The following is a 22976-nucleotide window of genomic DNA, read 5'->3' on the forward strand; positions in this document are numbered from 1 at the left end:
ATGACCACCTCGACCGCTGCCATCACCCCGGTGGGCGCTGCCGCGCCCGCAGGGACGGAGCAGGTCGGCACCCGCGGCGCCGGAGGGCGATCCCTCCGGCGCCGCGGCGTCGGCTGGCTCGGCTTCGCGCCCTTCGGCGTCTACGTGCTGCTCTTCCTCGCCGTCCCCGGGGTCGTCGCGGTCGCGAGCGGCTTCTTCGACGCGGACGGGCGGCTCACCCTCGCGAACTTCGCCGCGTTCGCCGATCCGGTGATCCGCTCCAACTTCGTGAGCTCGATCTGGCTGTCGGCGCTGTCCGCGGTCATCAGCGCGATCGTCGGCGCGCTGGTCTGCTGGGCGCTCGGCTCGGTGCGCCCGGACGGCCTCGTCCGCGCGGTGGTCGACTCCGCCAGCAGCGTCTTCGCGCAGTTCGGCGGGGTCATGCTGGCGTTCGCGTTCATCGCGACCTTCGGCGCGCAGACCCTCGTCCAGCAGGTCGTGCTCGGCGCGACCTCGTTCGACACGAGCACGTTCCTCTACTCGGTCGCCGGCCTCGTGCTGCCGTACACCTACTTCGGCGTGCCCCTGATGGTGCTCGCCTTCATGCCGGCGTTCGAGGGCCTGAAGCCGCAGTGGGGCGAGGCGGTCGCCACGCTCGGCGGGACCCGCCTCGACTTCTGGCGCCGGATCGGGCTGCCGGTGCTCGCGCCGGCCTTCTTCGGCGCGCTGATCCTGCTGTTCGCGAACGCGTTCTCGTCCTACGCGACGGCCGCCGCGCTGATCTCGCAGGGCGGCATCATCACGCTGGCGATCCGCCAGCAGCTCACCAGCGAGACCATCGTCGGGGTCGCGAACACCGCCGGCGTCCTCGCCGCCGGGATGGTCGTGATCATGGCGGTGCTGATGTCGCTGTACGCCCTGCTGGAGCGGCGGACCCGGCGGTGGCAGCGATGACCGCCGGGGCGGCCGAGGTCGTCGGTCTCGAGCCGACGGGCGTCCCGACGGCCCGTCGCCCGCCACGAGGACGGTACGGCGCCGGGCCGTCGAAGGCCACCGGCGCGGTCGTCCTCGCGGTCGTCGCGGTGCTCTTCGCGATCCCGCTGCTGTCGATGGCGTGGTTCACGCTGCGGCCGATCTCCGGCTCGGGCATCACGTTCGTGCACTGGGCGGCGCTGTTCGATCCGGCGCAGGCCTCGAACTACAGCGACCTCTTCGCGGGCGTCCAGAACTCGCTCGTGCTCGCGGTGATCGTCGTGGCGATCGTGCTGCTCCTGCTGCTGCCGGCGATGCTGCTCGCCGAGCTGCGGTACCCGAGGGTGCACCGCGCGCTCGAGTTCGTCTGCCTGCTGCCGATCACGGTGCCGACCATCGTCCTGGTCGTCGGCTTCGTCCCCGTCTACCAGGTGCTGCAGGGCGTGGTCGGCAGCGACCCGTGGACCCTGTCCTTCGCGATCGGCGTCATCGTGCTGCCGTACGCCTACCGCCCGATCCAGGCGAGCATCGGCGCGCTGAACCTCGCCACCTTGACGGAGGCGGCCCGCTCGCTCGGCGCTTCCTGGCCGGTGGCGGTGACGCGGGTCGTGCTGCCGAACCTGCGGCGCGGCCTGATCTCCTCCTGCCTGCTGACGGTGTCCGTCGTCCTCGGCGAGTTCACCATCGCGAACGTGCTCTCGCAGAACACGTTCCAGACCGCGCTGCTGCTCCTGCAGCAGACGGACCCCTACGTCGGCGCGCTGCTCGCGCTCGCCGCGCTCCTGTTCGTCTTCGTGCTGCTCGTGGTCGTGTCGACCGCGGGCTCGATCGGGCGGCGACCCCGCCGGAGGAGATCATGACCACCACCGTCCCGCAGCCCGCCGAGTCGCTCGTCGTCCGCGGCACCCCCGTGCAGCTCGTCGACGTGGTGAAGGACTACGGCACCGGCAGCCGCGCCCTCGACGCCATCAGCCTGGACGTCCGGCCGGGCGAGTTCGTCGCCCTGCTCGGACCGTCCGGCTGCGGCAAGACGACGGCGCTGCGCGCGATCAGCGGGCTCGAGACGATCGACGCCGGCCACGTGCGCATCGGCGGCGCCGACATCGAGTCGGTGCCGGTGCACCGGCGGGACATCGGCATGGTCTTCCAGTCCTACTCGCTCTTCCCGCACATGACGGTCGCGCAGAACACGGCGTTCGGGCTGCAGATGCGCAAGGTCGGTCGGGCGGAGCGCGACCGCCGGGTGCGGGAGGCGCTGGAGCTGGTCGGGCTCGGGCACCTGGGGGAGCGCTTCGCCCACCAGCTCTCCGGCGGTCAGCAGCAGCGCGTCGCCCTCGCCCGCGCGCTCGTCACGCGGCCGCGCGTCCTGCTGCTCGACGAGCCGCTCTCGGCCCTCGACGCGAAGGTGCGGGTGCAGCTGCGGGACGAGATCCGCAGGATCCAGCAGGAGACCGGCATCACCGCCGTGTTCGTCACGCACGACCAGGAGGAGGCGCTCGCCGTCGCCGACCGGGTCGCGGTGATGCACGCGGGCCGGATCGAGCAGATCGGGACGCCGGAGGACCTCTACCTGCGGCCGGCGACCGAGTTCGTGGCGGGTTTCGTGGGGCAGAGCAACCGGGTCGAGGGCGTGCTCGCGGACGGCCGCGTCCGGGTCGCCGGGCAGGACGTCCCGGCGCTGCCGAGCGCGGTCCCGGACGGCCCCGTGCTCGCGTTCGTGCGTCCGGAGGACGTGCGGCTCGTCGCGGACGGGCTGCCCGCGATCGTCGTCTCGACGAGCTTCCTCGGCGCCCAGCGCCGCACGGTCGTCCGACTCGAGTCGGGCTCGGCCCTGACCGTGCAGCATGCGGCGAGCGAGCGCCCCGACCCGGGCGACCTCGTGCACGTCGCCCTCTCCGGGCAGCCCGTCGCGGTCGCCCCACGGCCGTGAGGCCGCCGCTCGTCATCGGCCACCGCGGGGCGCCCGGCTACCGGCCGGAGCACACGCGCTCCTCCTTCCTGCTCGCGATCGAGCAGGGGGCGCAGGCGATCGAGGTGGACGTGGTGCCCGCGGGCGACGGCGCGCTCGCCGTGCGCCACGAGCACGCGCTGCGGGCGACGACCGACGTCGCCGACCGGCCGGAGTTCGCGGGCCGGGCGCACCGGGCGGCCGGCGGCAGGCGCGAGTGGTTCGCGGAGGACTTCACCGGGCAGGAGCTGACGACGCTGCACGCCCGCGAGCGGCTGCCCGGCGTGCGGCCGCAGAGCGCCCTCCACGACGACCGCGAGCCGGTGCTGCTGCTCGCCGACGTCCTCGCGCTCGCCGCGGAGGCGGACGTGCTGCTCGTCGTCGAGGTGAAGGACGCGACGCGCTCCGCGGACCTCGGCCTCGACGTGCCGCAGCTGCTCGCGACGACGCTCGCGGCGCAGCCCCGCCTGCCCCGTCTCACCGTCGAGAGCTTCGAGAAGGCGCCGCTTCGCGCACTCGCGCCGCTCGGCCTGCCGCTCGTCTACCTGGTCGATGCCGTGGGGACGGCCGAGGACGAGCGCCGTCGCATCCCCCGGGGTCCGACGTTCCGGCAGGAGCTGGCGGCGGCCCGGTTCGAGGGTCTCGCGGGCGTCAGCCTGCCGACCTCCCTCGTCACCTCGTCGCGGGTGGCGGCCCTGCACGCCGCCGGGCTGCAGGTGTGGACCTGGACGCTGCGCCCCGAGAACCCCTTCCTCCCGCCCGCGTACCGCCGCACGGGCGGCGGATCGGGGGACTGGCGCGCCTACTGGAACGCTCTCCTCGACACCGGCGTCGACGGCGTCTTCACGGACCATCCCGACCTCACGACGGGCCTGGTCGCCGCCCGTGCGGCCACGACGGCGCTGCAGCTCTGACGCCCTCGCCGCGCCGGCGCCGCCGATCACCACCCGGCGTCCGCTCGTCGGCGGCCGCTGATGGGCGCTCGATATCGTGCGGGGGTGGGGGACGGGATGGTCGGGCGGGCGCGGCTGCTGAGCCGGGAGCTGCTGCGCGAGGACCCGCAGCGGATGGCCCACTCGGCAGGGGTAGCCCACGTCGTCGGTCGCACGGCGACGGCCCTCGCGCTGCCGGAGCGTGACCTGCTGGTCGCGGCGGCCTGGCTGCACGACGTCGGCTACGCCAGCCCCGCCGTTCGACGCCGGGTGCACGGGGTCGACGACGCGGTCCGCGCGGAGGCCGCCGGGATGCCGCCGCTCGTCGTCGAGCTGGTCGCGCACCACTCCTGCGCGGTGCTCGAGGCGCGGCGGGCCGGGGTGCACGACGTGCTCCGGCGGTTCGCGCCGCCGCCTGCACCGCTGATGGACGTGCTGGACCACGCCGACGCGGTCGTGTCCAAGCAGGGGCTGCCCCGCACGTCGACGATCCGGCTCTGGGAGGCCGTGCACCGGCACCAGGACGACCGGATCCGCTACGAGGCGCTGCTCGTGGCGCTGCCGGCGCGCGAGCGGGCGGTGCGGCGGGTGGAGGCACGACTGGCGGAGTCGCGCCGCACGGATCCGCCGACGCCGTCTCGGCGCTGAGGTCGATCATCCGGTCCGCCGGGCCGTCAGCTCGGCGACCACGCGCCCGTTCGGCTGCGTGCGCGACGCGGTGCGCAGGGCGTCGAAGCCCGCGGCGCGGACCGCGTCCGCGAGCTGCTCCGGCGGCCACGCCCAGGCGGTGACGACGCGGTGGTCGAAGGTCCGCAGCGACGGGCCGGCGAAGAAGCCGATCAGCAGCGCGCCGCCGGGGACGAGCGCGTCGGCGAAGCGCGAGAGCACGGCGGGGACCTCGGCGGGGTCGAGGTGGATCAGCGAGAACCAGGCGAGCACGCCGCCGAGAGACGCGGGCGGCAGCTCGAGCATCCGCAGGTCGCCCTGCCGGAACGGGACGCCGGGGTGCGCGCGGGCGGCGTGCGCGACGAACGCCTCGGTCGCGTCGACGCCCTCGACCTGCACGCCGCGGTCGCGGAGGAACGCGGACCAGTGCCCGGGGCCGCAGCCGGCGTCGAGCACCCTGCCGCGGACCCCGGCCGCCCAGCCGGCGATGACGGCGCGGTCCTCCGCCGACGCCTTCTCCGCCCCGTCGAACAGATCGACGTAGGCGGCGGTCCAGCGGCCGTACGCACGCTGCACCTCAGCGAGGTCGGGTGCTGCTGGCTCCTGGTCGGTCATCGGCGAGGAGTCGACCACCGGGGTCGGACGGCGGCCGCTCAGCGCCCGTCCGCCTCCGCCTGCTCCGCGCGGTCCGCGAGGTCGTCGCACTGCTCCGCCCTGCGGCGGTGGCCGGCCGCGAGGGCGGCGCGACCGGACCGCTCGTGCACCGCTGCCGCCTCGAGCAGCATCGCGGCGATCTCGCGCGCGGCGCCGGCGGCTCCTCGGGCGGCGACTCCCGCGTTGCAGGAGGACACCAGCGTCACGCGGTCGGGCATGGCCGGACGCGGCAGTGCACGAGGCCGTGGCCCCGGTCGGTGATGGCTGGCATGGCGCCCCCGCTCGCTGGACAATCGATGGGACCACATGAATCGCGCGGTGGGAAGGGGCTTGCGGCAGGAGTGCACGCCATGCCGCGGCCCGCCGATGCGCTCGACCTGCCGGGATGTCGGCTGCTCCATCCGGATCGCTCCGCTGCTTTGGACGCATCCGACCGTGCCGAGGCCTTCGGGGGAGGACCGTGCGGCGCCTGGGCCTGGTGGGCCCCGTGGGGCTCGAACCCACGACCCGCGGATTAAAAGTCCGATGCTCTACCGACTGAGCTAGAGGCCCCTGGCTCCGAGCGTAGCCGTGGCACGCGTCGCGCGGCGGGCCGTCGCGCGGTCGTTCGGGCGTCGCGCGGTGGGCGGGCCTGTCGCGCGACGCGACAGGGACCGCGCGAGGCGGCGGCAGGACCGCGCCGGGTGGCGAGGCGCGCTCCGGTGCGCTGCCCGCGAACCGGGGAGCGCGCAGGGGAAGCCGCTCCTACGCTGCCTGCCGTGCCGTCCGAGTTCCACCGCCCCGTCCGCGTGCCGTCCGCCCACTTCGAGTTCGTGCAGGGCGGCGAGGACCCGGCCCTGCTGGTGCGCACCGCGCACGAGACCGCGCAGGCGCTCGTCAGCCGGGTGCGGGCCGACCCGGACCCGGAGGTCGTCGAGCGGCTCGTCGCCTTCGCGGAGCGCGAGGGCATCGACGCGGTCGCGGAGCTGTGGTCGCGGGCCTCCGCCCTCAGCCTGCCCGGCGCCCTCTGGCGGCTCTACCTGCTGCGGGAGATGATCCGCCGCGATCCGCAGCTGACCGCGCTCGCCTTCGACCGGGGCGTCCAGCGGCTGCGGTCCATCGACCCCGTCGTCGCCGGCGCGCCCACGCCGGCCGGGCCCGAGGAGCTGCTCGCGGTCGCCGACGAGATCCTGCGCGGCGTCTTCGAGGGCGATCTGACCGTCGCGCTCGACCGGGCCGCCGCGTTCTGCCGGGTGACCGCCGCCGGCTGCACGGACCTCGCCGACGATGCGGACGCCGCCTCGCCCGACCGCGCCGCGACCCTCACGCGGCGGGCCGCGCGACTCGCCCGGCTCGCCGACGAGCTGTCCTCCTGCGCCCGGCTGCACAGCGACGGCGCTTTAGACTGATCGAGGCCTTCGGGCCCCGCCGGGCCGCAGTAACCCCGGGCTCCACATATAGCCGCTTCGAGCGGCCTCGCGCCGAGAGGCGTTTCTGCGGTCCGGCACTCTCCTCCGTCTCGGGACGGTCGATGCCACATCCTGCGCATCCGGGCCCTGTGCGCGACCCCTCCCAATCCGGTTCCCGCCGTGCATCGAACCCCTGCCACGGTTGGTCGGACGCGTCTGCGTGGACGCGGAGGGAGGTGCGGGATGCTGGTCGTCATGGACCCCGACGTCGGCGACGCCCTCAACGGCGCCGAGACGCCGGAGCACCGCCTCACCCGAGTGGGCGAGGGCGACCGCAAGGCGTTCGCCGACCTCTACGACGCGACCGCGTCCCGCGTCTTCGGGCTCGTGCGGCGGCTGCTGGTGGACCCCGCGCAGGCGGAGGAGGTCACCCAGGAGGTGTACCTCGAGATCTGGCAGACCGCGTCGCGCTACAAGCCGGAGCGGGGCAGCGCGATCTCGTGGATGCTCACCATGGCGCATCGCCGCGCCGTCGACCGCGTCCGGGCCTCGCAGGCGAGCCGGGACCGCGACGTGCGCGTCGGCATCCGCGACTACGACCGCGAGTTCGACCACGTCGCCGAGCACGTCGAGGTGCAGCTCGAGAGCGAGCGGGTGAAGCGGGCCCTCGCCGGGCTCACCGAGCTGCAGCGGCAGGCGGTCGAGCTCGCCTACTTCGGCGGGCTCAGCCACACCGAGATCTCGTCGCGGCTGCACGTGCCCGTCGGCACGATCAAGACGAGGATCCGCGACGGCATGATCCGCCTGCGGGACGCGCTGGGGGTGACCTCGTGAACGAGCGCCAGGAGATCCATCTGCTGAGCGGGGCCTACGCCCTGGACGCGGTGACGGACGAGGAGCGCGCCGCGCTGCTCGACGCCATGCGCGAGTCGGAGGAGCTGCGCGGCGAGGTCGTCGGCCTCACGGACACCGCCGTCGCCCTCGGGCTCTCGGTCGCGCCCGTCGCCCCGCGGCCGGCGCTGCGCGCCGCGCTGCTCGAGGCGATCGAGCACACGCCGCAGGACGCGCCGGTGCAGGAGCCCGAGCCTCGGCTCGCGGCCGCGCCGCACGTCGCGCCGCGGCGGCGACGACGGCTGCTCCGCCGTCCGTCCGTGCTGCTGGCCGCGGCAGCGGTCGCCGTCCTGCTCTTCGGAGGCGGGGTGATCGTGCAGCGGGCGCTGGTCCAGCCCGATCTGCAGTACTCCGCGATCGTGGCGGGGGCCGACGGGCCGCCCGTCGTCCGCGAGGTCCGCGGCGGCGGTGAGGCGACGCTCTACTCCTCCCGCGACGAGGGCGGCAGCGCCATCGTCGTCAAGGGCGTCGACGTCCCCGAGGGGCGCGTGCTGCAGGTGTGGAGCGTGCAGGGCGACCGCGTGGTGAGCGCCGGGCTGTACGAGACCGGGGACCACTACCGCGTCATCGAGCACGTCCCGGTGCCGGGGGAGCGGATCGCGGTCTCGGTCGAGCCCGCGGGCGGCTCGGAGCAGCCGACGACGCGCCCGATCGTCGCGCTCCCCGTCACGGCCTGACTCCGAGCGCACGCTTGCCCCGAATTGCGCTCGTGTGCGGCGCGTCCGAGCAACGTGAGGCAAGTCCGCGCTGAGGAAGCGCACGCTTGCCCCGAATCGCGCTCGTGTGCGGCGTGTCCGAGCAACGTGAGGCAAGTCCGCGATCCTCGCGGAGGGCGCCCGCGCTGACGAGCGCGGGCCGCCTCACGGACGAGCGCGTCGGTCCGTATGGGTGCGGCTGCGTTCCCGGTGCGGGATCAGCCGAAGCGGCCGCTCACGTAGTCCTCGGTCGCCTTGACCGACGGCTTCGAGAACATCGTCGACGTCACGTCGTACTCGATCAGCTTGCCGGGCTTGCCGGTGCCCGCGATGTTGAAGAACGCGGTCTTGTCGCTGACCCGCGACGCCTGCTGCATGTTGTGGGTCACGATCACGATCGTGTACTGCTGCTTCAGCTCCTCGATCAGGTCCTCGATCGCGAGGGTCGAGATCGGGTCGAGCGCGGAGCACGGCTCGTCCATCAGCAGCACGTCGGGCGACACGGCGATGGCGCGGGCGATGCAGAGCCGCTGCTGCTGACCGCCGGAGAGCCCGTTGCCCGGCAGGTTCAGCCGGTCCTTGACCTCGTTCCACAGGTTCGCGCCCTGCAGCGACTTCTCGACGAGCGCGTCGGCGTCGCCCTTCGAGATCTTCTTGTTGTTCAGCTTCACGCCGGCGAGCACGTTGTCGCGGATCGACATCGTCGGGAAGGGGTTCGGCCGCTGGAACACCATGCCGACCTGGCGCCGCACCACGACCGGGTCGACGCCGGTGCCGTAGAGGTTGCTCCCGTCCACGAGCACCTCGCCCTCGACGCGGGCGCCGGGGATCACCTCGTGCATGCGGTTGAGGGTGCGGAGGAAGGTGGACTTGCCGCAGCCGGAGGGGCCGATGAACGCGGTCACGGTGCGGGGCTCGATGGTCATCGAGACGCCCTCGACGGCCAGGAACGAGCCGTAGTAGACGTTCAGGTCCTTGACGGCGATGCGCTTCGACATGGGTGGTGCCTTTCGGGGGAGCCGCTCAGCGGGAGGCGAGCTTGGGCGCGAACAGCCGGGAGACCAGCCGCGCGATCACGTTCAGCAGGACGACGATGAGGATCAGCGTGAGGGCCGCGGTCCAGGCCCGGTCGTAGTAGGGGTCTGCCGGCACACCGGGGTTCGCGAACTGGGTGTACGCGTACACGGGCAGCGCGATCATCTGGTTCGCGAAGAGGTTGTAGTTCATCGAGTCGGTGAAGCCGGCGATGAGCAGCAGCGGCGCCGTCTCGCCGATGACGCGGGCGATCGAGAGCATGACGCCGGTGACGATGCCGGCCAGCGCCGTCGGCAGGACGACCTTGACGATGGTCAGCCACTTCGGCACGCCGAGGGCGTACGACGCCTCGCGCAGCTCGGCCGGCACGAGCTTCAGCATCTCCTCGCTGGAGCGCACGACGATCGGGATCATCAGCACCGACAGCGCGACCGAGCCGCCGAAGCCGGAGCGGAAGCCGGGGTTGCCGGTCAGGAGCGTGAAGAGCGCGACCGCGAACAGGCCCGCCACGATCGACGGGATGCCCGTCATGACGTCGACGAGGAAGGTGATCAGCCGCGAGATCGGGCCGCGCCCGTACTCCACGAGGTAGATCGCGGTGAGCACACCGATGGGCACGCTCATCACCGCGGCGGCCAGCGTGATCTCGAGCGTGCCGACGACGGCGTGGATCGCGCCGCCGCCCGCGCCGACGACGTTGCGCATCGACTCCGAGAAGAACTGCGGGTCGAAGCGCGCGGCGCCGCGGGCGATGACCGTCTGCAGCAGCGAGACGAGCGGCAGCAGCGCGATGACGAAGGCCGTCGTGACCACCGAGGTGACCAGCCGGTCCTTCGCCTTCCGGGAGCCCTCCACGATGAAGGAGGTCGTCCAGACCGCGACGCCCCAGAGCACCGTCCCGAAGAAGAGGACGCCGACGAGGCTGTACGCCTGCGTCATGCCGGCGAGGAGGAAGAGCAGGAACAGCAGGGCCATCACGACCCAGCTGCCCGCGAGCAGGCCGAGCGAGGACCAGCGGGGCAGGGTGCCCCGGCTGGTGCCGGAGCCGAGCGCGATCGTCGCCATCAGGCGGCCTTCCCGACGGTCGTGCGCGCCACGATGAGGCGTGCGAGGGCGTTGACGGCGAACGTGATCACGAACAGCACGAGGCCGGTCGCGATCAGCACGTTCAGGGTGCTGCCGAACGCCTCGTTGAACCGCAGCGCGATGTTCGCGGCGATCGTCGTCGGGTTCTGCGCGGTCAGCAGGCGGAAGTTGATGGTGACGGCGGGGGAGAGGACCATCGCCACGGCGAAGGTCTCGCCGAGCGCCCGACCGAGGCCGAGCATCGAGGCGGACACGATGCCGCCGCGGCCGAACGGCAGCACGGCCATCCGGATCATCTCCCAGCGCGTCGCGCCGAGGGCGAGCGCGGCCTCCTCGTTGAGGCGCGGCGTCTGCAGGAAGACCTCGCGGGACAGCGCGGTGATGATCGGGATGATCATCACCGCGAGCACGATCGCGACGGTGAGGATCGTCCGCCCGGTGCCGGAGATGTTGCCGGCGAACAGCGGGATCCAGCCGAAGTACTCGCCGAGGAAGTCGTAGAAGGGGCGCACGAACGGCGCGAGCACGAAGATGCCCCAGAGGCCGAAGACGACCGACGGCACCGCGGCCAGCAGGTCGATGACCGCGCCGAGGCCGCGCGCGATCCGCCGCGGGGCGTAGTGCGAGATGAACAGCGCGATCGCGATGGAGAACGGCACCGCGAGCACCAGCGCGAGCACCGCGGCCCAGATCGTGCCGAACACGAGCGGGACGACGTAGGAGAGGAAGGTGGGGAAGCCCGCGCCCAGCTCCAGGTCCTGCGCGAAGAAGGCGGGGAGGCTGCGGACGACCAGGAAGATCGCGACCGCGGCCAGCACGACGAGGATCAGCAGCCCCGCGGCGAGGGTCGTGCCGGAGAAGACGCGATCGCCCGCGCGCTTGGCGGCGGGGATGCGGGGGGAGGCAGCGGTCATGGTGCCGGGTGCAGCCTTTCGCTCGCTGAACAGGAGATCCGGGTCGGCGCGATGCTAACGGGCCCGGAAGGAGGACGACTCCGTCCGGGCCCGTCGGCGCGTGCACTACTTGATGGAGGCCACCGCGGTGTCGACCTTGCTCTTCAGGTTGCCCGACAGCGGCGCGGAGCCGGCGGCCTTCTCGGCGGCCTGCTGGGCCTCGTCGCTCGTCACGTACTGCATGTACGCCTTGACCAGGGAGCCGACGGACGAGTCCTTGTAGGTCTGGCAGACGATCGCGTTCGAGATCAGCGTCAGCGGGTACTCGTCCGAGTTCGTCGTCGTGCGGTTCACGTTGATCGCGAGGTCGTTCGTCTCGCGGCCGGACTGCTGCTCGCTGTCCGCGGCGACGGCGGACGCGCCGGCCGTGCTCGGCGCGACGTACTTGTCGCCGACCTTGATCTTCGCGACGTCGAGGTCGCCGGCCTTCGACAGGTCCGCGTAGCCGATGGCGTTCGAGCCGCCCTGGACCGCCTGGATCACGCCGGAGGTGCCGTTCGCGCCGTCACCGGTCTTGTACGGGAAGGTGTCCGACGCCTCCTGCGTCCAGACGCTCGGCGCGACCGCGTGCAGGTAGTTCGTGAAGTTGTTCGTCGTGCCCGAGTCGTCGGAGCGGTGCACCGGGTCGATCGTGGCGTTCGGCAGCTTCTCGCCGGAGTTCTGCTTCGCGATCTCCGGGTCGTTCCACTTCGTGATGTCGCCCTTGAAGATCTTCGCCACCGTCGCCGGGTCGAGCTGCAGCGACTTGACGCCCTCGACGTTGTAGACGAGCGCGATCGGGGAGATGTAGACGGGGATGTCGATCGCCTTGCCGTCGCACAGGGCGAAGGTGCCGGAGAGCTCGGAGTCCTTCAGGTACGAGTCGCTGCCCGCGAACTGCGCGCCGCCCGCGATGAACGCGGTGCGGCCGGCGCCGGAGCCGGACGGGTTGTAGTTGACGGTGACGCCGGAGTTCGCCTGCTGGAAGGCGGCGCGCCAGGTGTCCTGCGCGGTGCCCTGGGCGGAGGAGCCGACGCCGTTCAGCGTGCCGGAGACCGAGGTGCTGGCGGACGAGCCGCCGGAGGCGGCGCCCGCAGGCGTGCCGCCCTCATTGGAGGCGCAGGACGAGAGCGCGATCATGGCGGTGACGGCCGTGCCGATGGCGAGGCCTGCGCGCAGGTTCTTCACTGGGGAGATCCCTTCGGGGGTCGGTGTGTGCAGTGGCGCCAGCGGGCTCGTCGGATTCGACGTTCCTCTTCCGCGGCGACGCCTGCACGGTAGGCAGCCCCGGTAGCGCGGAGGCCGCCCGAAGGTGAACGGGAGGTGAACGACCCCCGCCGACGGGGGACCCCGGAGCTGCTGGTCGAGCCCGTCGAGAACACCCCGGTGACGGAGCCGAGCCGGCTACTCCGGAGCGGCGTGGGTCTCGATCGCGAGGATGCGGTGCGGCGACTGCCGGGCGACGTGCACGACGGCGAACTCCGCGGTCGCGAGGATGCCGGCGCGGGTCATCCGGCCGCCGTTCGGGCTGCCGGTCGCCTCCGCGATCTGCTCCAGGACCTCCGGCAGCACGGGCGCGTGGCTGCAGAGCACGGTCGTGCGGCCCTTCGACAGCCGCCGGTCGACCACCGCGCGGATGCCGCGGGGGTCGTGGCCGCTCATCTCCCAGCCGTCCTGGCTCAGCGCCGGCGCGGTCTTCACCTCGACGCCGCTCGCCTTCGCGATCGGCGCGACGGTGCTCTGGCACCGCTTCGCCGTGCTGCTCACGATGCGGGTCGGACCCCACGCGGCCAGCGACGGCACCACCGCACGCGCCTGCACGTGGCCGCGCGGGGTCAGGCGCCGGTCGGCATCGGCGCCCGAGGGGGAGTCGAACTCCGCCCGCGCGTGCCGCAGGGCGATGAGCGCGAACGACTCGATGTCGCCCGTCACCGCCAGCTCGGCGAACCGCTGCAGCACGTCGCCGTCCCGCTCGTAGGTGAGCTTCTTCCGGGCCTTCGACAGCGGCACCCACTCGATCGACGAGACCTCGTCGTTCGGCGTGAAGACGCCGCGCCGCAGCTCGTCCTTCGACACCTCGGCGGCCCAGTAGACGACGGTCTTGTCACGGCCGTTCGGCAGCACGTACTGCACGGATCCGAGGGGCACGCCGAGGTGGACGCGGTACCCGGTCTCCTCCTCCACCTCGCGCACGGCGGCCTGGGGCACGGACTCGCCGGGGTCGACCTTCCCCTTCGGCAGGCTGACGTCGCCGCGCGGACGGCTGATCAGGAGCACCTCGACGCTCTTCGCGCGCCGGCGCCAGCAGACCGCGCCGGCGGCGAGGACCGGGCCGTCGACGTCGGTCACCGCGTCGGCCGACGTCGCGACGACAGCGCCTGCTGCACCGAGGCCTGCAGGTCCGTGAGCGGCTCCCCGTCCGGGCCCTTCGCGTGCCGGGTCCAGATGCCGACCTCGTCGAGGTGCCATGACGCCGTCGCGTCGCTCATCGCGGCGTCGAAGAGGGCGTCCAGCTCGGCGAGGTGCTCCGGCCGCTTCAGCCGCACCAGCGCCTCGACCCGCCGGTCGAGGTTGCGGTGCATCATGTCGGCGCTGCCGATGTAGGTGACCGGGTCGCCGTCGTTCAGGAACGAGAAGATCCGCGAGTGCTCGAGGTAGCGGCCGAGGATGGAGCGCACCACGATGTTGTCGCTGAGCCCCGGCTCGCCGGGCTTCAGGCTGCAGATGCCGCGGACCCAGACCTGCACCTCGACGCCGGCCTGGCTCGCGCGGTACAGCGCGTCGATGATCGACTCGTCGACCATCGAGTTCACCTTGATGCGGATCCGTGCCGGCCGCCCCGCCTCGGCGTGCATCCGCTCCGCGTTGATCCGCTTCAGCAGGCCGCGGCGCAGGTGCAGCGGCGCGACGAGCAGCCGGCGGAACTTCTTCTCGATCGCGTAGCCGGACAGCTGGTTGAACAGGCGCACGAGGTCGCGGGCGACGTGGTCGTCGCTGGTGAAGAGGCCGAGGTCCTCGTAGATGCGGCTCGTCTTCGGGTTGTAGTTGCCCGTGCCGACGTGGCAGTAGTTCTTCAGCCGGCCGTCCGCCTCGCGGCGCACGACGAGCGCCAGCTTGCAGTGCGTCTTCAGCCCGACCAGGCCGTACACGACGTGCACGCCCGCCCGCTCGAGCTTGCGGGCCCAGTCGATGTTGTTCTGCTCGTCGAACCGGGCCTTGATCTCGACCAGCGCGAGCACCTGCTTGCCGGCCTCGGCGGCGTCGATCAGCGCCTCGACGATCGGGCTGTCGCCGCTCGTGCGGTACAGCGTCTGCTTGATGGCGAGCACGTCGGGATCGGCCGCCGCCTGCTCGAGGAACGCCTGCACGCTGGTCGCGAACGACTCGTAGGGGTGGTGCACCAGCACGTCGCCCTCGCGGATCGCGGCGAGCAGGTCGGGCTTCTCGTTCGGCTCCCCGGGCGTGAACGCGGGCGCGGTCGCCGGCACCGCCGTCGGGTAGTGGAGCGCCGGCCGGTCCAGCTTGTTCAGCTCGAACAGGCCGCCGAGGTCGAGCGGCCCGGGCAGCCGGTAGACCTCGTCCTCCCCGATGCCGAGCTCCGTCGTCAGCAGGTCGAGGGTGCGGGCGTCCATGTCCTCGGTGATCTCGAGGCGGATCGGCGGCCCGAACCGGCGGCGCAGCAGCTCCTTCTCGAGGGCCTGCAGCAGGTTCTCGGTCTCGTCCTCCTCGACCTCCACGTCCTCGTTTCGGGTCAGGCGGAAGACGTGGTGCTCGAGCACCTCCATGCCGGGGAAGAGCTCGCTCAAGTGGTGCGCGATCAGGTCCTCGAGCAGCACGAAGGTCGCCGTCGGACCGTTCTGCGGACCCGTCTGCACGAAGCGCGGCAGCAGGCCCGCCGGGATCTTCAGGCGGGCGAAGTCGATGTGCCCCGACTTCGGGTGGCGCACCCGCACCGCGAGGTTCAGCGACAGCCCGCTGATGTACGGGAACGGGTGGGCCGGGTCGACCGCGAGCGGCATCAGCACCGGGAAGATCTGGGTGGAGAAGACCTCCGCGAGCCGGCCCCGCTCGTCCTCGGCGAGGTCGTCCACGTCGACGATGCGGATGCCCTGCTCCTCGAGCAGCGGCCGCAGGTGGCGCTGGAAGGTCTCCGCGTGCTGGATCTGCATCACGTGCGCGGCCGCGTTGATGTCGGCGAGCACCGCCTTCGGCGGCGTGCCGACGTTCGTGGGGACGGCGAGGCCGGTGAGGATGCGGCGCTTCAGCCCGGCGACGCGCACCATGAAGAACTCGTCGAGGTTGCTCGCGAAGATCGCGAGGAAGTTGGTCCGCTCGAGGAGCGGCAGGCTGTCGTCCTGCGCCAGGTCGAGGACGCGGCCGTTGAAGGCCAGCCACGACAGCTCCCGGTCGATGTACCGGTTCCCCGGCAGCTCGGCAGGCGCCTCCGCGGCGGGCTCGGCGGGCGCCGCCCGGTCCTCAGGGGCGTCTGCGACCGCCACGGCCTCGTCGTCCATGGGAAGGATCCTGCCACCGGCCAGGTGACGCGCAGGTGAACGAGGAGCGCGCTCAGGCCTCCGGTCGCGGCGCGGTGCTCCGCCGGAACCAGGGGTTCGACGAGGGCAGGAAGCTGAGGACGGCGCCCGCGACCGCCGCCAGCGAGCTCACCGCGGACAGCAGCCCGACCCCGATGCCGCCGACGCCGCCGAGGGCGAGGAGCCCGGGCAGCGCCAGCACCGCGAAGACGAGCAGCGTGATGCGCGCCCAGTTCCGCCCGACCAGCAGCTTCCGCGCGAACACGATCGTGAGCACCCCGATGACGACCCCGGCGAGGACGGCGAAGGCGGTCGCGACGACGGCGGAACCGGTCGCGACGGCGTCCAGGTCGACGCCGCTCGTGTCCTGCCCCTGCAGCTGCCGCGAGGCCGTCCGCCGTGCGAGGTCGATCGTCTGCGGCAGCAGGATCAGCGACAGCAGCGCGCTGATCAGGCGCAGCACCCCGTGCGCGAGGTAGAGCAGCGAGGCGGTGCGGACGGTCGACGGCACCGCGGACTGGTCCGGGTTCGTGGTCATGGCGGGCTGGTCCCCTCGTTCACCTCGGGCTTCGGGCGCCCGACGGTAGCGGCGTCGCCCGTCCTGCGGCTGGGCGGCTACCGGCGAGCGGCTGCGAGCCGGTCCTCGTCCTCGACCACGTTGAAGCGGTAGCCGACGTTCCGCACGGTGCCGATGAGGCTCTCGAGGTCGCCGAGCTTCGCGCGCAGGCGCCGCACGTGCACGTCGACGGTGCGCGTGCCGCCGAAGTAGTCGTAGCCCCACACCTCGCTCAGCAGCTGCTCGCGCGTGAAGACGCGGGAGGGGTGGGTCGCGAAGAACCGCAGCAGCTCGAACTCCTTGAACGTGAGGTCGAGCGGCCGGCCGTGCACCCGCGCGGAGTAGCTGGCCTCGTCGATCACGACGCCGGACGCCTGGATCTTCGAGGCGCTCTCCGCGTTCGCCATGCGCCCGATCGCGAGCCGGATGCGGGCGTCGACCTCCGCGGGCCCCGCGGAGTCGAGCACGACGTCGCTCGTGCCCCAGTCCGCGCTGACCGCGGTGAGCCCGCCCTCCGTCAGGATCAGCAGCAGCGGGACGGTGATGCCGGTGGTCGTGAGGATCTTGCACAGCGACTTCGCGCTGGCCAGGTCGTGGCGGGCGTCGACGAGGATCGCGTCGGAGGGCGGCGCGTTGACCAGCTGCGCGGGCTCGGCGGGGATGCGGCGCACGACGTGGCTGAGCAGCGCGAGCGCGGGCAGGGCGTCGCCGTCGACCTGAGGGGTCAGGATCAACAGCGTCGCCATACGGGTCCTTCCGGCTCGCCTCCGGGTGCCGATGCTACCCGCCGTGGGAAGGGTGCCCTTATCTCCCTCGTCCGCCGCCCCGTCGGGGCGTCCACCGGCGACGGTGGGAGGATCGCTCGCGATGCATCTCGGACGGGTCGCGGTGGCGACGACATGGGTCGCGGCCGCGGCGGGCGTGGTCGTGGTCCTCGCCGCCGTCCCCGGGCTCGACGCCTTCCGCTGGCTGGCCCTGACCGCCGGTCTCGCGGTCGCCGTCGGCATCGCCGGCCAGCTCGCCGTCGCGGACCGGTCCGGCTTCGTGCTCCGGCTCGCGGCGGCCTCCGTCGGCGCCTTCGTCCTCGTCGCGATCGGCGCGCTGCTCGCCGCGGCGGGCGCCTGAGCGGCCCGCGCCCGCCGCGCGATTAGGCTCGACGCGTGCAGCTCGCGATCGAGTACTTCTTCCTGGGCCTGCTCGCGCTCGCCTCGCTCTCGATCGCGTTCGTGTCGGTCGTGGTCGTCTACAACCTGTTCCGGGGCCAGCGCTAGCGATGGCGATGATCGACATCCCGGCCGGTCTGCCCGCCGAGCTCGTCCCGCTGTCCTGGCTGATCGGGGTCTGGGAGGGCACCGGGCTGATCGAGTACGAGGTCGGCGACGAGACGCGGCGCCACGAGTTCGGCCAGCGCGTCTCGTTCAGCCACGACGGCCTGCCGTACCTCAACTACAGCTCGTTCACGTGGCTGTTCGGAGCCGACCGCGGAACGCCCGACGCCTCCGGCCGGGCCGACGAGCCCGCGCTCCGGCAGGCGCAGGACGACGAGACGACGCCGCTCGTCACCGAGGCGGGCTACTGGCGCATCAGCCGCCCGCCGACCGAGGGGGACCCGGGCCCGGGCATGCTGCCCGGCACGGGGCCCCGTCCCTTCTCGACCGCCGCGAGCGTCGAGACCCTGCGGAACGCGTCCGACGGCTTCGACGTCGAGGTCTCCGTCGTGCATCCGACGGGCGTCTCGGAGCTCTACCTCGGCCGCGTGAAGGGGCCCCGCGTCGACCTGGCGACGGACGCCGTCCTGCGCACGGAGAGCGCGAAGGAGTACTCCGCCGCGACGCGGCTCTACGGCCTGGTGGAGGGGGACCTGCTCTGGGCGTGGGACATCGCCGCGCTCGGGCAGGAGCTGCGCACCCACTCGTCCGGCCGTCTCCGCCGCGTCGACTGATCCGGAACGGCGGGCCGCAGGGGGCACTCCGCGCGCCTACCCTCGTGGCATGCCCGAGAGCCCCCTGCTGACCCTGCCCGGCGCCGTCCGGGCGGGCGAGCCGGACGCCGGCGTCGCGGCGCACTACGGCGAGCCGGTGCGCGAGCAGCGACGGCTGACGTCAGGGGAGGCGCTGGTCGACCTCTCCTCCCGCGGGGTGCTGCGGCTGACCGGCGAGGACCGGCTGGACTGGCTGGACTCCCTCACGAGCCAGCGGGTCCGCGACCTCCGCCCCGGCGACTCCGCGGAGTCCCTGCTGCTCGACCCCGCGGGCCGCGTGGAGCACGCGATGGCGGTCGTCGACGACGGCGCGGCGACCTGGCTGGTCGTCGAGGCGGCCTCGGCGGCACCCCTCGCGGCGTTCCTCGACCGGATGCGCTTCATGAAGCGCGTCGTCGTGGAGGACGTGACGGCCGACGTCGCGGTGGTCGGCGCGCTGTCCGAGCCGCACCTGCCCGGGCCCGAGGGCCCGTCGCTCGTCTGGCGGGACCCGTGGGCGACCGGCGCCGAGGGCGGCGTGACGCGCGCCGCGACCGCCGATCACCCGGGCGAGGCGTTCCCGCTGCGGCTCGCCCTCGTGCCGCGGGCCGCGCTGCCGGGGCTGCCCGGGCCGTTCGCCGGGGTCGACGCCCTCGAGGCGCTGCGGATCGCCGCCTGGCGCCCGCGCGCCGCGCTCGAGGTCGACGCGCGGACGCTCCCGCACGAGCTGGACTGGCTCCGCAGCGCCGTGCACCTCGCGAAGGGCTGCTACCGCGGGCAGGAGACGGTGGCGAAGGTGCACAACCTGGGGCGGCCACCCCGGCGGCTCGTGCAGCTGGACCTCGACGGCTCCGCCGGAGTGCTGCCGGTGCCGGGCGCGCCCGTGCTGTCCGGCGAGGACGAGGTCGGCACCGTCACGAGCAGCGCCCGGCACCACGAGGACGGGCCGATCGCGCTCGCGGTCGTCAAGCGGTCCCTGCCCGAGGACGCGGTGCTGACCGTCCACGCGGACGGCGAGGCGGTCTCCGCGGCGCAGCGCACGGTCGTGCCGGCGGGCGCGGGACCGGCGGTGGCGGTGCCGCGGCTGCCCCGGCTCGGCGCCGTCCAGCGCCGCTGAGGTGTCGCCGCAGCGGGCCGCCCGCCTGACCGCGGCGCTCGACCCCCGTGCCGCCGCCCGGCGCGCGTGGGAGGCGGTGCCCGCGGCCGGGCAGCTGGCGGTGGCTGCCACCGCCGCCTACTGCGTCGCCCACTTCGCGCTCGGCCGCGCCGTGCCGCTGCTGGCGATCACCGTGTGCCTCAGCAGCCTCGGGTTCGTCCGGGACGCTCGTCCGCGTCGGGTGCTCGAGACCGCCTTCGGGCTCTCGGTGGGCGTCGCGCTCGCCGAGGTGGTGCTCGTGGTCGCAGGTCGCGGCGTCGCCCAGATCCTCATCGCGCTGTTCGTCACGCTGCTGGTCGCACGCGCCCTGCAGGCACCGCCGGCGATCGCGGTCGCGGCGACCGCGCAGTCCGCGATCGTGCTGCTGCTCCAGCTGCCCGCGGGCGGCACGTGGGCCCGCAGCGTCGACGGCCTCGTCGGCGGCGGCATGGCGCTCCTCGCGACCGCGCTGCTGCCGCGCGACCCGCGGCACGCGGCGCAGCGCGACGCGGACGTCGTCTTCGCCGGCCTGCGTCGCGCGATCGACGACCTGGCCCGCGCCTTCCGCACGGCGGACCCCGGCGCCGCGGCGTCCTCCCTCGCGACCCTGCGGGCGCTGCAGCCGGCGCAGTCGGACTGGACGACGACCGTCGACTCCGCCGTCGCGATCGCCCGCATCTCCCCGCTGCTGCACGGCCGGCTGGACGAGCTGCGGGGGCAGCGGCGGCTCGTCGACGGCATCGACCTCGCCGTCCGGTCGCTCCGCACGATCGCCCGCCGCGCCGAGGCGACCCTGGCCGACGGCCGGCCGCGACCCGAGCTCGCCCAGCTCGTCTCCGTGATCGGCCAGGTGAGCGGGCTGCTCGGCCGCAGCGTGCGGGAGCCGGGCGCCGCCGCGCTCGCGCGCCGCGACCTGGTGCTCGTCGCGGAACGGCTCGACCCGCGGGTGCTCACGCCGGGCGCCTCCGTCTCGGACGCGATGATCACCGTGCTCGTGCGTCCGATCGTCGTCGACCTCGCCGTAGCCGCGGGCGACGACGCCGCTGCGGTGCGCAGCCGGCTGCCCGTGCTCGGCTGAGGGTCAGGGCGCGACGACCGACCAGGGCACCGTCAGCTCCCCGAGTCGCCAGCGGTCCCGCGAGCCGAGCACCGGCGTGCCCGCGTCGCGGAGGGCGGTCACGGCGGCGACGAAGCGCTGGGCCGGGCCGTAGACCGACAGCGGGGCCGCCCGAGTCCAGGCGCCGTCGAGGTCGGCGAGCAGCGCGTGCACCCGCTCGCCCGGCACGTTGCGGTGGATGAGGGCCTTCGGCAGGCGCTCCGCGACGACGCCGGGCCGCTCGAGGCCGGCGAGGCGCAGCGAGAGGGTGAACCGCTCGGGGCCGGCCCTGCCGACGTCGACCCACGACGCGATGCGGCCGAGCTCGTCGCAGGTCCCGTCGACGAGCAGCCCGCCCGGGGCGAGCCGGGCGCCGACGGTGCGCCAGGCGCCCGGCACCTCGGCCTCGTCGTACTGGCGCAGGACGTTCATCGCGCGGACGAGCACCGGCTCGCGCTCCGCCGGGATCTCGAACCCCCCGAGGGCGAAGCGGACGCCGTCGCGCTCCGCCGCCTGCGCGGCCGCGACGCGTTCCGGGTCGATCTCGAGCCCGAGCACCCGCACGCCGGGCGCGACGGGGCGCAGCCGGTCCGCCAGCTCGAGCGCGGTCCAGGGGCGCGCGCCGTAGCCGAGGTCCACGACCAGGGGGTCGGGCGTCCCGCGCAGCACGGGCAGGGTCGCCAGGTAGCGGTCCACGCGGCGCAGCCGGTTGGTGCCGGTGGTGCCGCGGGTGATGCGGCCGACGGGCATGGCCGGACCGTACCGGACCTGGGAGGGGCGGGAGGGCCCCGCCCTACACTCGGCGGACGTGACCGAACACTCCCTGCTGCTCCTGCGCCACGGCTTCAGCGACTGGAACGAGAAGAACCTCTTCACCGGGTGGGTCGACGTGCGGCTCACCCCCCGCGGCGTCGAGGAGGGCCGCAACGCCGGCCGCCTGATCGCGGACGCGGGGCTGCTGCCGGACGTCGTGTTCACCTCGCTGCTGACCCGTGCCATCCAGACGGCCGACGAGGCGCTGCTCGCCGCGGACCGCGCCTGGCTGCCGGTGGTGCGCGACTGGCGGCTGAACGAGCGCCACTACGGCGCGCTCCAGGGCAAGGACAAGGCGCAGACGCTCGCGGAGTACGGCCCGGAGCAGTTCAAGACCTGGCGCCGCAGCTACGACGTGCCGCCGCCCCCGATCGAGCGCGGCAGCGAGTTCTCCCAGGACGCGGACCCGCGCTACGCGGGGGTGGACGTGCCGCGCACCGAGTGCCTGCAGGACGTCGTGAACCGGATGGTGCCGTACTTCGAGAGCGACATCGCGCCGCGGCTGCGCGCGGGGGAGCGCGTCATCGTGGTCGCGCACGGCAACTCGCTGCGCGCGCTCGTGAAGCACCTCGACGGGATCGGCGACGACGCGATCGCCGAGCTGAACATCCCGACCGGCATCCCGCTGCACTACCGCCTGGACGACGACCTGAAGCCGGTCGTCGCGGGCGGGGAGTACCTCGACCCCGAGGCCGCCGCCGCAGGCGCCGCCGCCGTCGCCGCCCAGGGCGCGAAGCAGGCCTGACCCGCCCGCCGCGAGCGCTTGAGCAGGAACGCGAGCGCTTGAGCAGGAAGCGGTGAGCGCTTCAGCAGGAACGACGACGTCCAGCAGGAGGATCCGGTCGGGATCCTCCTGCTGAAGCGCGCTGTTCCTGCTGAAGCGCTCCGCGCCTCGGCTTCGCGGTCCTGCTCAGTGGCCGACCGCGACCACCCAGTCGCCGGTCTGCAGGTACTGGACCTTCTTGGCGATCGAGACCGCGTGGTCGGCGAACCGCTCGTGGTACCGGCTCGCGAGCGTCGCGTCGACGATGTCGCCGGCGTTGCCCTTCCAGGTCTCGCCGAGCACCTTGTCGAAGACGCTGAGGTGCAGCTCGTCGACGTCGTCGTCGTCGTTGCGGATCTCCTCCGCCAGCTCGGTGGACTCGGACTGGAGCAGCCGGGTCAGCTTGCGGGCGATCTCCACGTCGAGCCGGCCGAGCTCCTGGAACGTCGGGCGCAGGCCCTTCGGCACCACCTTCTCCGGGAAGCGGGTGCGGGCGAGCTGCGCGATGTGCTCGGCCAGGTCGCCCATGCGCTCGAGCGACGCGCTGATCCGCAGGGCGGACACCACGATGCGGAGGTCGCGGGCGACGGGCTGCTGCCGGGCCAGGATGTCGATCGCCAGCTCGTCGAGGCTCGAGGCGAGCTCGTCGATCAGGTGGTCGTCCGCGATGACGCTCTCCGCGAGCGTCACGTCCGACGAGTTGAAGGCGGTCGTCGCCTTGTCGATCGACTCGGCGACGAGGTCCGCGATGCGGACGAGCCGCTCCTGGACCTCGGTCAGCTCCTGCTGGAAGACCTCGCGCATCTGTGCATCCCCTCACCGCTCGCGACCGGCACGGCCACCGTCCGCCGCCCAGGTGAACAGCAGGTGCCGCTCCGGCGAACCCCCGATGAACTCGGGCCCGCCCCCGCGTTCGCGGGCGGGTCCGCCTCCTGGACGGTCC

General features: G+C 73.5%; 25 protein-coding genes and 1 tRNA gene. 13 read left to right on the plus strand and 13 right to left on the minus strand.

Annotated features, from left to right (window positions below):
* From ACFSBI_RS07360 to ACFSBI_RS07380, 5 genes are all read left to right on the plus strand, one after another.
* Complete coding sequence (locus ACFSBI_RS07360) at positions 1 to 933, plus strand: ABC transporter permease (RefSeq protein ID WP_377933538.1); 933 nt, start codon at positions 1 to 3, stop codon at positions 931 to 933.
* Entirely contained in the window at positions 930 to 1811 is an 882-nt protein-coding gene (locus tag ACFSBI_RS07365; protein WP_377933704.1) for an ABC transporter permease, read from the plus strand. Before ACFSBI_RS07360 ends, ACFSBI_RS07365 begins: the two co-directional genes overlap by 4 nt.
* A complete protein-coding gene (locus ACFSBI_RS07370) occupies positions 1808 to 2881 on the plus strand; it encodes an ABC transporter ATP-binding protein (RefSeq protein WP_377933540.1) in 1074 nt (357 codons plus the stop codon). The genes ACFSBI_RS07365 and ACFSBI_RS07370 overlap by 4 nt, the downstream gene beginning before the upstream one ends.
* Positions 2878 to 3813, plus strand: coding sequence for a glycerophosphodiester phosphodiesterase family protein (locus ACFSBI_RS07375; RefSeq protein ID WP_377933542.1), 936 nt, complete (start codon positions 2878 to 2880; stop codon positions 3811 to 3813). The genes ACFSBI_RS07370 and ACFSBI_RS07375 overlap by 4 nt, the downstream gene beginning before the upstream one ends.
* Positions 3814 to 3897: 84 nt before the next feature.
* Entirely contained in the window at positions 3898 to 4479 is a 582-nt protein-coding gene (locus tag ACFSBI_RS07380; RefSeq protein WP_377933544.1) for an HD domain-containing protein, read from the plus strand.
* A 6-nt stretch (positions 4480 to 4485) separates the two neighbouring features.
* Here the strand turns inward: ACFSBI_RS07380 and ACFSBI_RS07385 are convergent, their stop codons facing one another.
* From ACFSBI_RS07385 to ACFSBI_RS07395, 3 genes are all read right to left on the minus strand, one after another.
* Positions 4486 to 5112 carry a class I SAM-dependent methyltransferase gene (locus ACFSBI_RS07385; protein WP_377933546.1) on the minus strand — a complete coding sequence of 209 codons (627 nt, stop codon included), beginning with the start codon at positions 5110 to 5112 and terminating at the stop codon, positions 4486 to 4488.
* 38 nt (positions 5113 to 5150) lie between these two features.
* Positions 5151 to 5369, minus strand: coding sequence for a hypothetical protein (locus ACFSBI_RS07390; RefSeq protein ID WP_377933548.1), 219 nt, complete (start codon positions 5367 to 5369; stop codon positions 5151 to 5153).
* Between the two features lie 258 nt (positions 5370 to 5627).
* Positions 5628 to 5703 (minus strand) — tRNA-Lys (locus ACFSBI_RS07395).
* Positions 5704 to 5909: 206 nt separating this feature from the next.
* On the opposite strand from ACFSBI_RS07395, the gene ACFSBI_RS07400 reads away from it, so the two are divergent.
* The 3 genes from ACFSBI_RS07400 (at position 5910) to ACFSBI_RS07410 (ending at position 8107) form a co-directional block, all read left to right on the plus strand.
* Positions 5910 to 6539: a DNA-directed RNA polymerase subunit beta gene (locus tag ACFSBI_RS07400; protein ID WP_377933550.1), complete on the plus strand. Its 630-nt coding sequence runs from the start codon at positions 5910 to 5912 to the stop codon at positions 6537 to 6539.
* A 243-nt stretch (positions 6540 to 6782) separates the two neighbouring features.
* Entirely contained in the window at positions 6783 to 7373 is a 591-nt protein-coding gene (sigK, locus tag ACFSBI_RS07405) for an ECF RNA polymerase sigma factor SigK (RefSeq protein ID WP_377933552.1), read from the plus strand.
* Complete coding sequence (locus ACFSBI_RS07410) at positions 7370 to 8107, plus strand: anti-sigma factor (RefSeq protein ID WP_377933554.1); 738 nt, start codon at positions 7370 to 7372, stop codon at positions 8105 to 8107. Before sigK ends, ACFSBI_RS07410 begins: the two co-directional genes overlap by 4 nt.
* Positions 8108 to 8343: 236 nt before the next feature.
* Here the strand turns inward: ACFSBI_RS07410 and pstB are convergent, their stop codons facing one another.
* The 8 genes from pstB to ACFSBI_RS07450 form a co-directional block, all read right to left on the minus strand.
* Positions 8344 to 9123 (minus strand): phosphate ABC transporter ATP-binding protein PstB, encoded by a 780-nt coding sequence (gene pstB, locus ACFSBI_RS07415; protein WP_377933556.1) that lies wholly within the window; start codon positions 9121 to 9123, stop codon positions 8344 to 8346.
* A 25-nt stretch (positions 9124 to 9148) separates the two neighbouring features.
* Complete coding sequence (pstA, locus tag ACFSBI_RS07420; protein WP_377933558.1) at positions 9149 to 10225, minus strand: phosphate ABC transporter permease PstA; 1077 nt, start codon at positions 10223 to 10225, stop codon at positions 9149 to 9151.
* On the minus strand, positions 10225 to 11160 hold the full coding sequence (pstC, locus tag ACFSBI_RS07425) for a phosphate ABC transporter permease subunit PstC (protein ID WP_377933560.1): 936 nt from the start codon (positions 11158 to 11160) through the stop codon (positions 10225 to 10227). Before pstC ends, pstA begins: the two co-directional genes overlap by 1 nt.
* 105 nt (positions 11161 to 11265) lie before the next feature.
* The gene (gene pstS, locus ACFSBI_RS07430) at positions 11266 to 12366 is read right to left on the minus strand and encodes a phosphate ABC transporter substrate-binding protein PstS (protein ID WP_377933562.1); all 1101 of its coding nucleotides are present in this window, start codon (positions 12364 to 12366) and stop codon (positions 11266 to 11268) included.
* A 216-nt stretch (positions 12367 to 12582) separates the two neighbouring features.
* The gene (locus ACFSBI_RS07435; protein ID WP_377933564.1) at positions 12583 to 13527 is read right to left on the minus strand and encodes an NUDIX hydrolase; all 945 of its coding nucleotides are present in this window, start codon (positions 13525 to 13527) and stop codon (positions 12583 to 12585) included.
* The gene (locus ACFSBI_RS07440) at positions 13524 to 15692 is read right to left on the minus strand and encodes an RNA degradosome polyphosphate kinase (RefSeq protein WP_377933566.1); all 2169 of its coding nucleotides are present in this window, start codon (positions 15690 to 15692) and stop codon (positions 13524 to 13526) included. Before ACFSBI_RS07440 ends, ACFSBI_RS07435 begins: the two co-directional genes overlap by 4 nt.
* A gap of 52 nt (positions 15693 to 15744) precedes the next feature.
* Complete coding sequence (locus ACFSBI_RS07445; RefSeq protein ID WP_377933568.1) at positions 15745 to 16248, minus strand: hypothetical protein; 504 nt, start codon at positions 16246 to 16248, stop codon at positions 15745 to 15747.
* Positions 16249 to 16325: 77 nt separating this feature from the next.
* Positions 16326 to 17012 (minus strand): response regulator transcription factor, encoded by a 687-nt coding sequence (locus ACFSBI_RS07450; protein WP_377933569.1) that lies wholly within the window; start codon positions 17010 to 17012, stop codon positions 16326 to 16328.
* Between the two features lie 121 nt (positions 17013 to 17133).
* Here ACFSBI_RS07450 and ACFSBI_RS07455 point away from each other — a divergent pair, with 121 nt between their 5' ends.
* The 4 genes from ACFSBI_RS07455 to ACFSBI_RS07470 all read left to right on the plus strand — a co-directional run bounded on the left by ACFSBI_RS07455 (position 17134) and on the right by ACFSBI_RS07470 (position 20439).
* A complete protein-coding gene (locus tag ACFSBI_RS07455; RefSeq protein WP_377933571.1) occupies positions 17134 to 17391 on the plus strand; it encodes a hypothetical protein in 258 nt (85 codons plus the stop codon).
* Positions 17392 to 17545: 154 nt separating this feature from the next.
* A complete protein-coding gene (locus tag ACFSBI_RS07460; RefSeq protein ID WP_377933573.1) occupies positions 17546 to 18208 on the plus strand; it encodes a heme-binding beta-barrel domain-containing protein in 663 nt (220 codons plus the stop codon).
* A gap of 49 nt (positions 18209 to 18257) precedes the next feature.
* Entirely contained in the window at positions 18258 to 19343 is a 1086-nt protein-coding gene (gene ygfZ / locus ACFSBI_RS07465) for a CAF17-like 4Fe-4S cluster assembly/insertion protein YgfZ (protein WP_377933574.1), read from the plus strand.
* Position 19344: 1 nt separating this feature from the next.
* Positions 19345 to 20439, plus strand: a complete 1095-nt coding sequence (locus ACFSBI_RS07470; RefSeq protein ID WP_377933576.1) for an FUSC family protein — start codon at positions 19345 to 19347, stop codon at positions 20437 to 20439.
* Positions 20440 to 20442: 3 nt separating this feature from the next.
* On the opposite strand, the gene ACFSBI_RS07475 is transcribed toward ACFSBI_RS07470, so the two are convergent.
* On the minus strand, positions 20443 to 21207 hold the full coding sequence (locus ACFSBI_RS07475; RefSeq protein ID WP_377933578.1) for a methyltransferase domain-containing protein: 765 nt from the start codon (positions 21205 to 21207) through the stop codon (positions 20443 to 20445).
* Between the two features lie 58 nt (positions 21208 to 21265).
* Here ACFSBI_RS07475 and ACFSBI_RS07480 point away from each other — a divergent pair, with 58 nt between their 5' ends.
* On the plus strand, positions 21266 to 22015 hold the full coding sequence (locus ACFSBI_RS07480; protein WP_377933580.1) for a phosphoglyceromutase: 750 nt from the start codon (positions 21266 to 21268) through the stop codon (positions 22013 to 22015).
* A 165-nt stretch (positions 22016 to 22180) separates the two neighbouring features.
* Here ACFSBI_RS07480 and phoU read toward each other — a convergent pair whose 3' ends face one another.
* Positions 22181 to 22837 (minus strand): phosphate signaling complex protein PhoU, encoded by a 657-nt coding sequence (gene phoU / locus ACFSBI_RS07485; RefSeq protein WP_377933582.1) that lies wholly within the window; start codon positions 22835 to 22837, stop codon positions 22181 to 22183.
* Between the last annotated feature and the right edge of the window lie 139 nt (positions 22838 to 22976).

It is taken from the genome of Amnibacterium endophyticum (assembly GCF_042680685.1).
GTDB lineage: Bacteria > Actinomycetota > Actinomycetes > Actinomycetales > Microbacteriaceae > Amnibacterium > Amnibacterium endophyticum.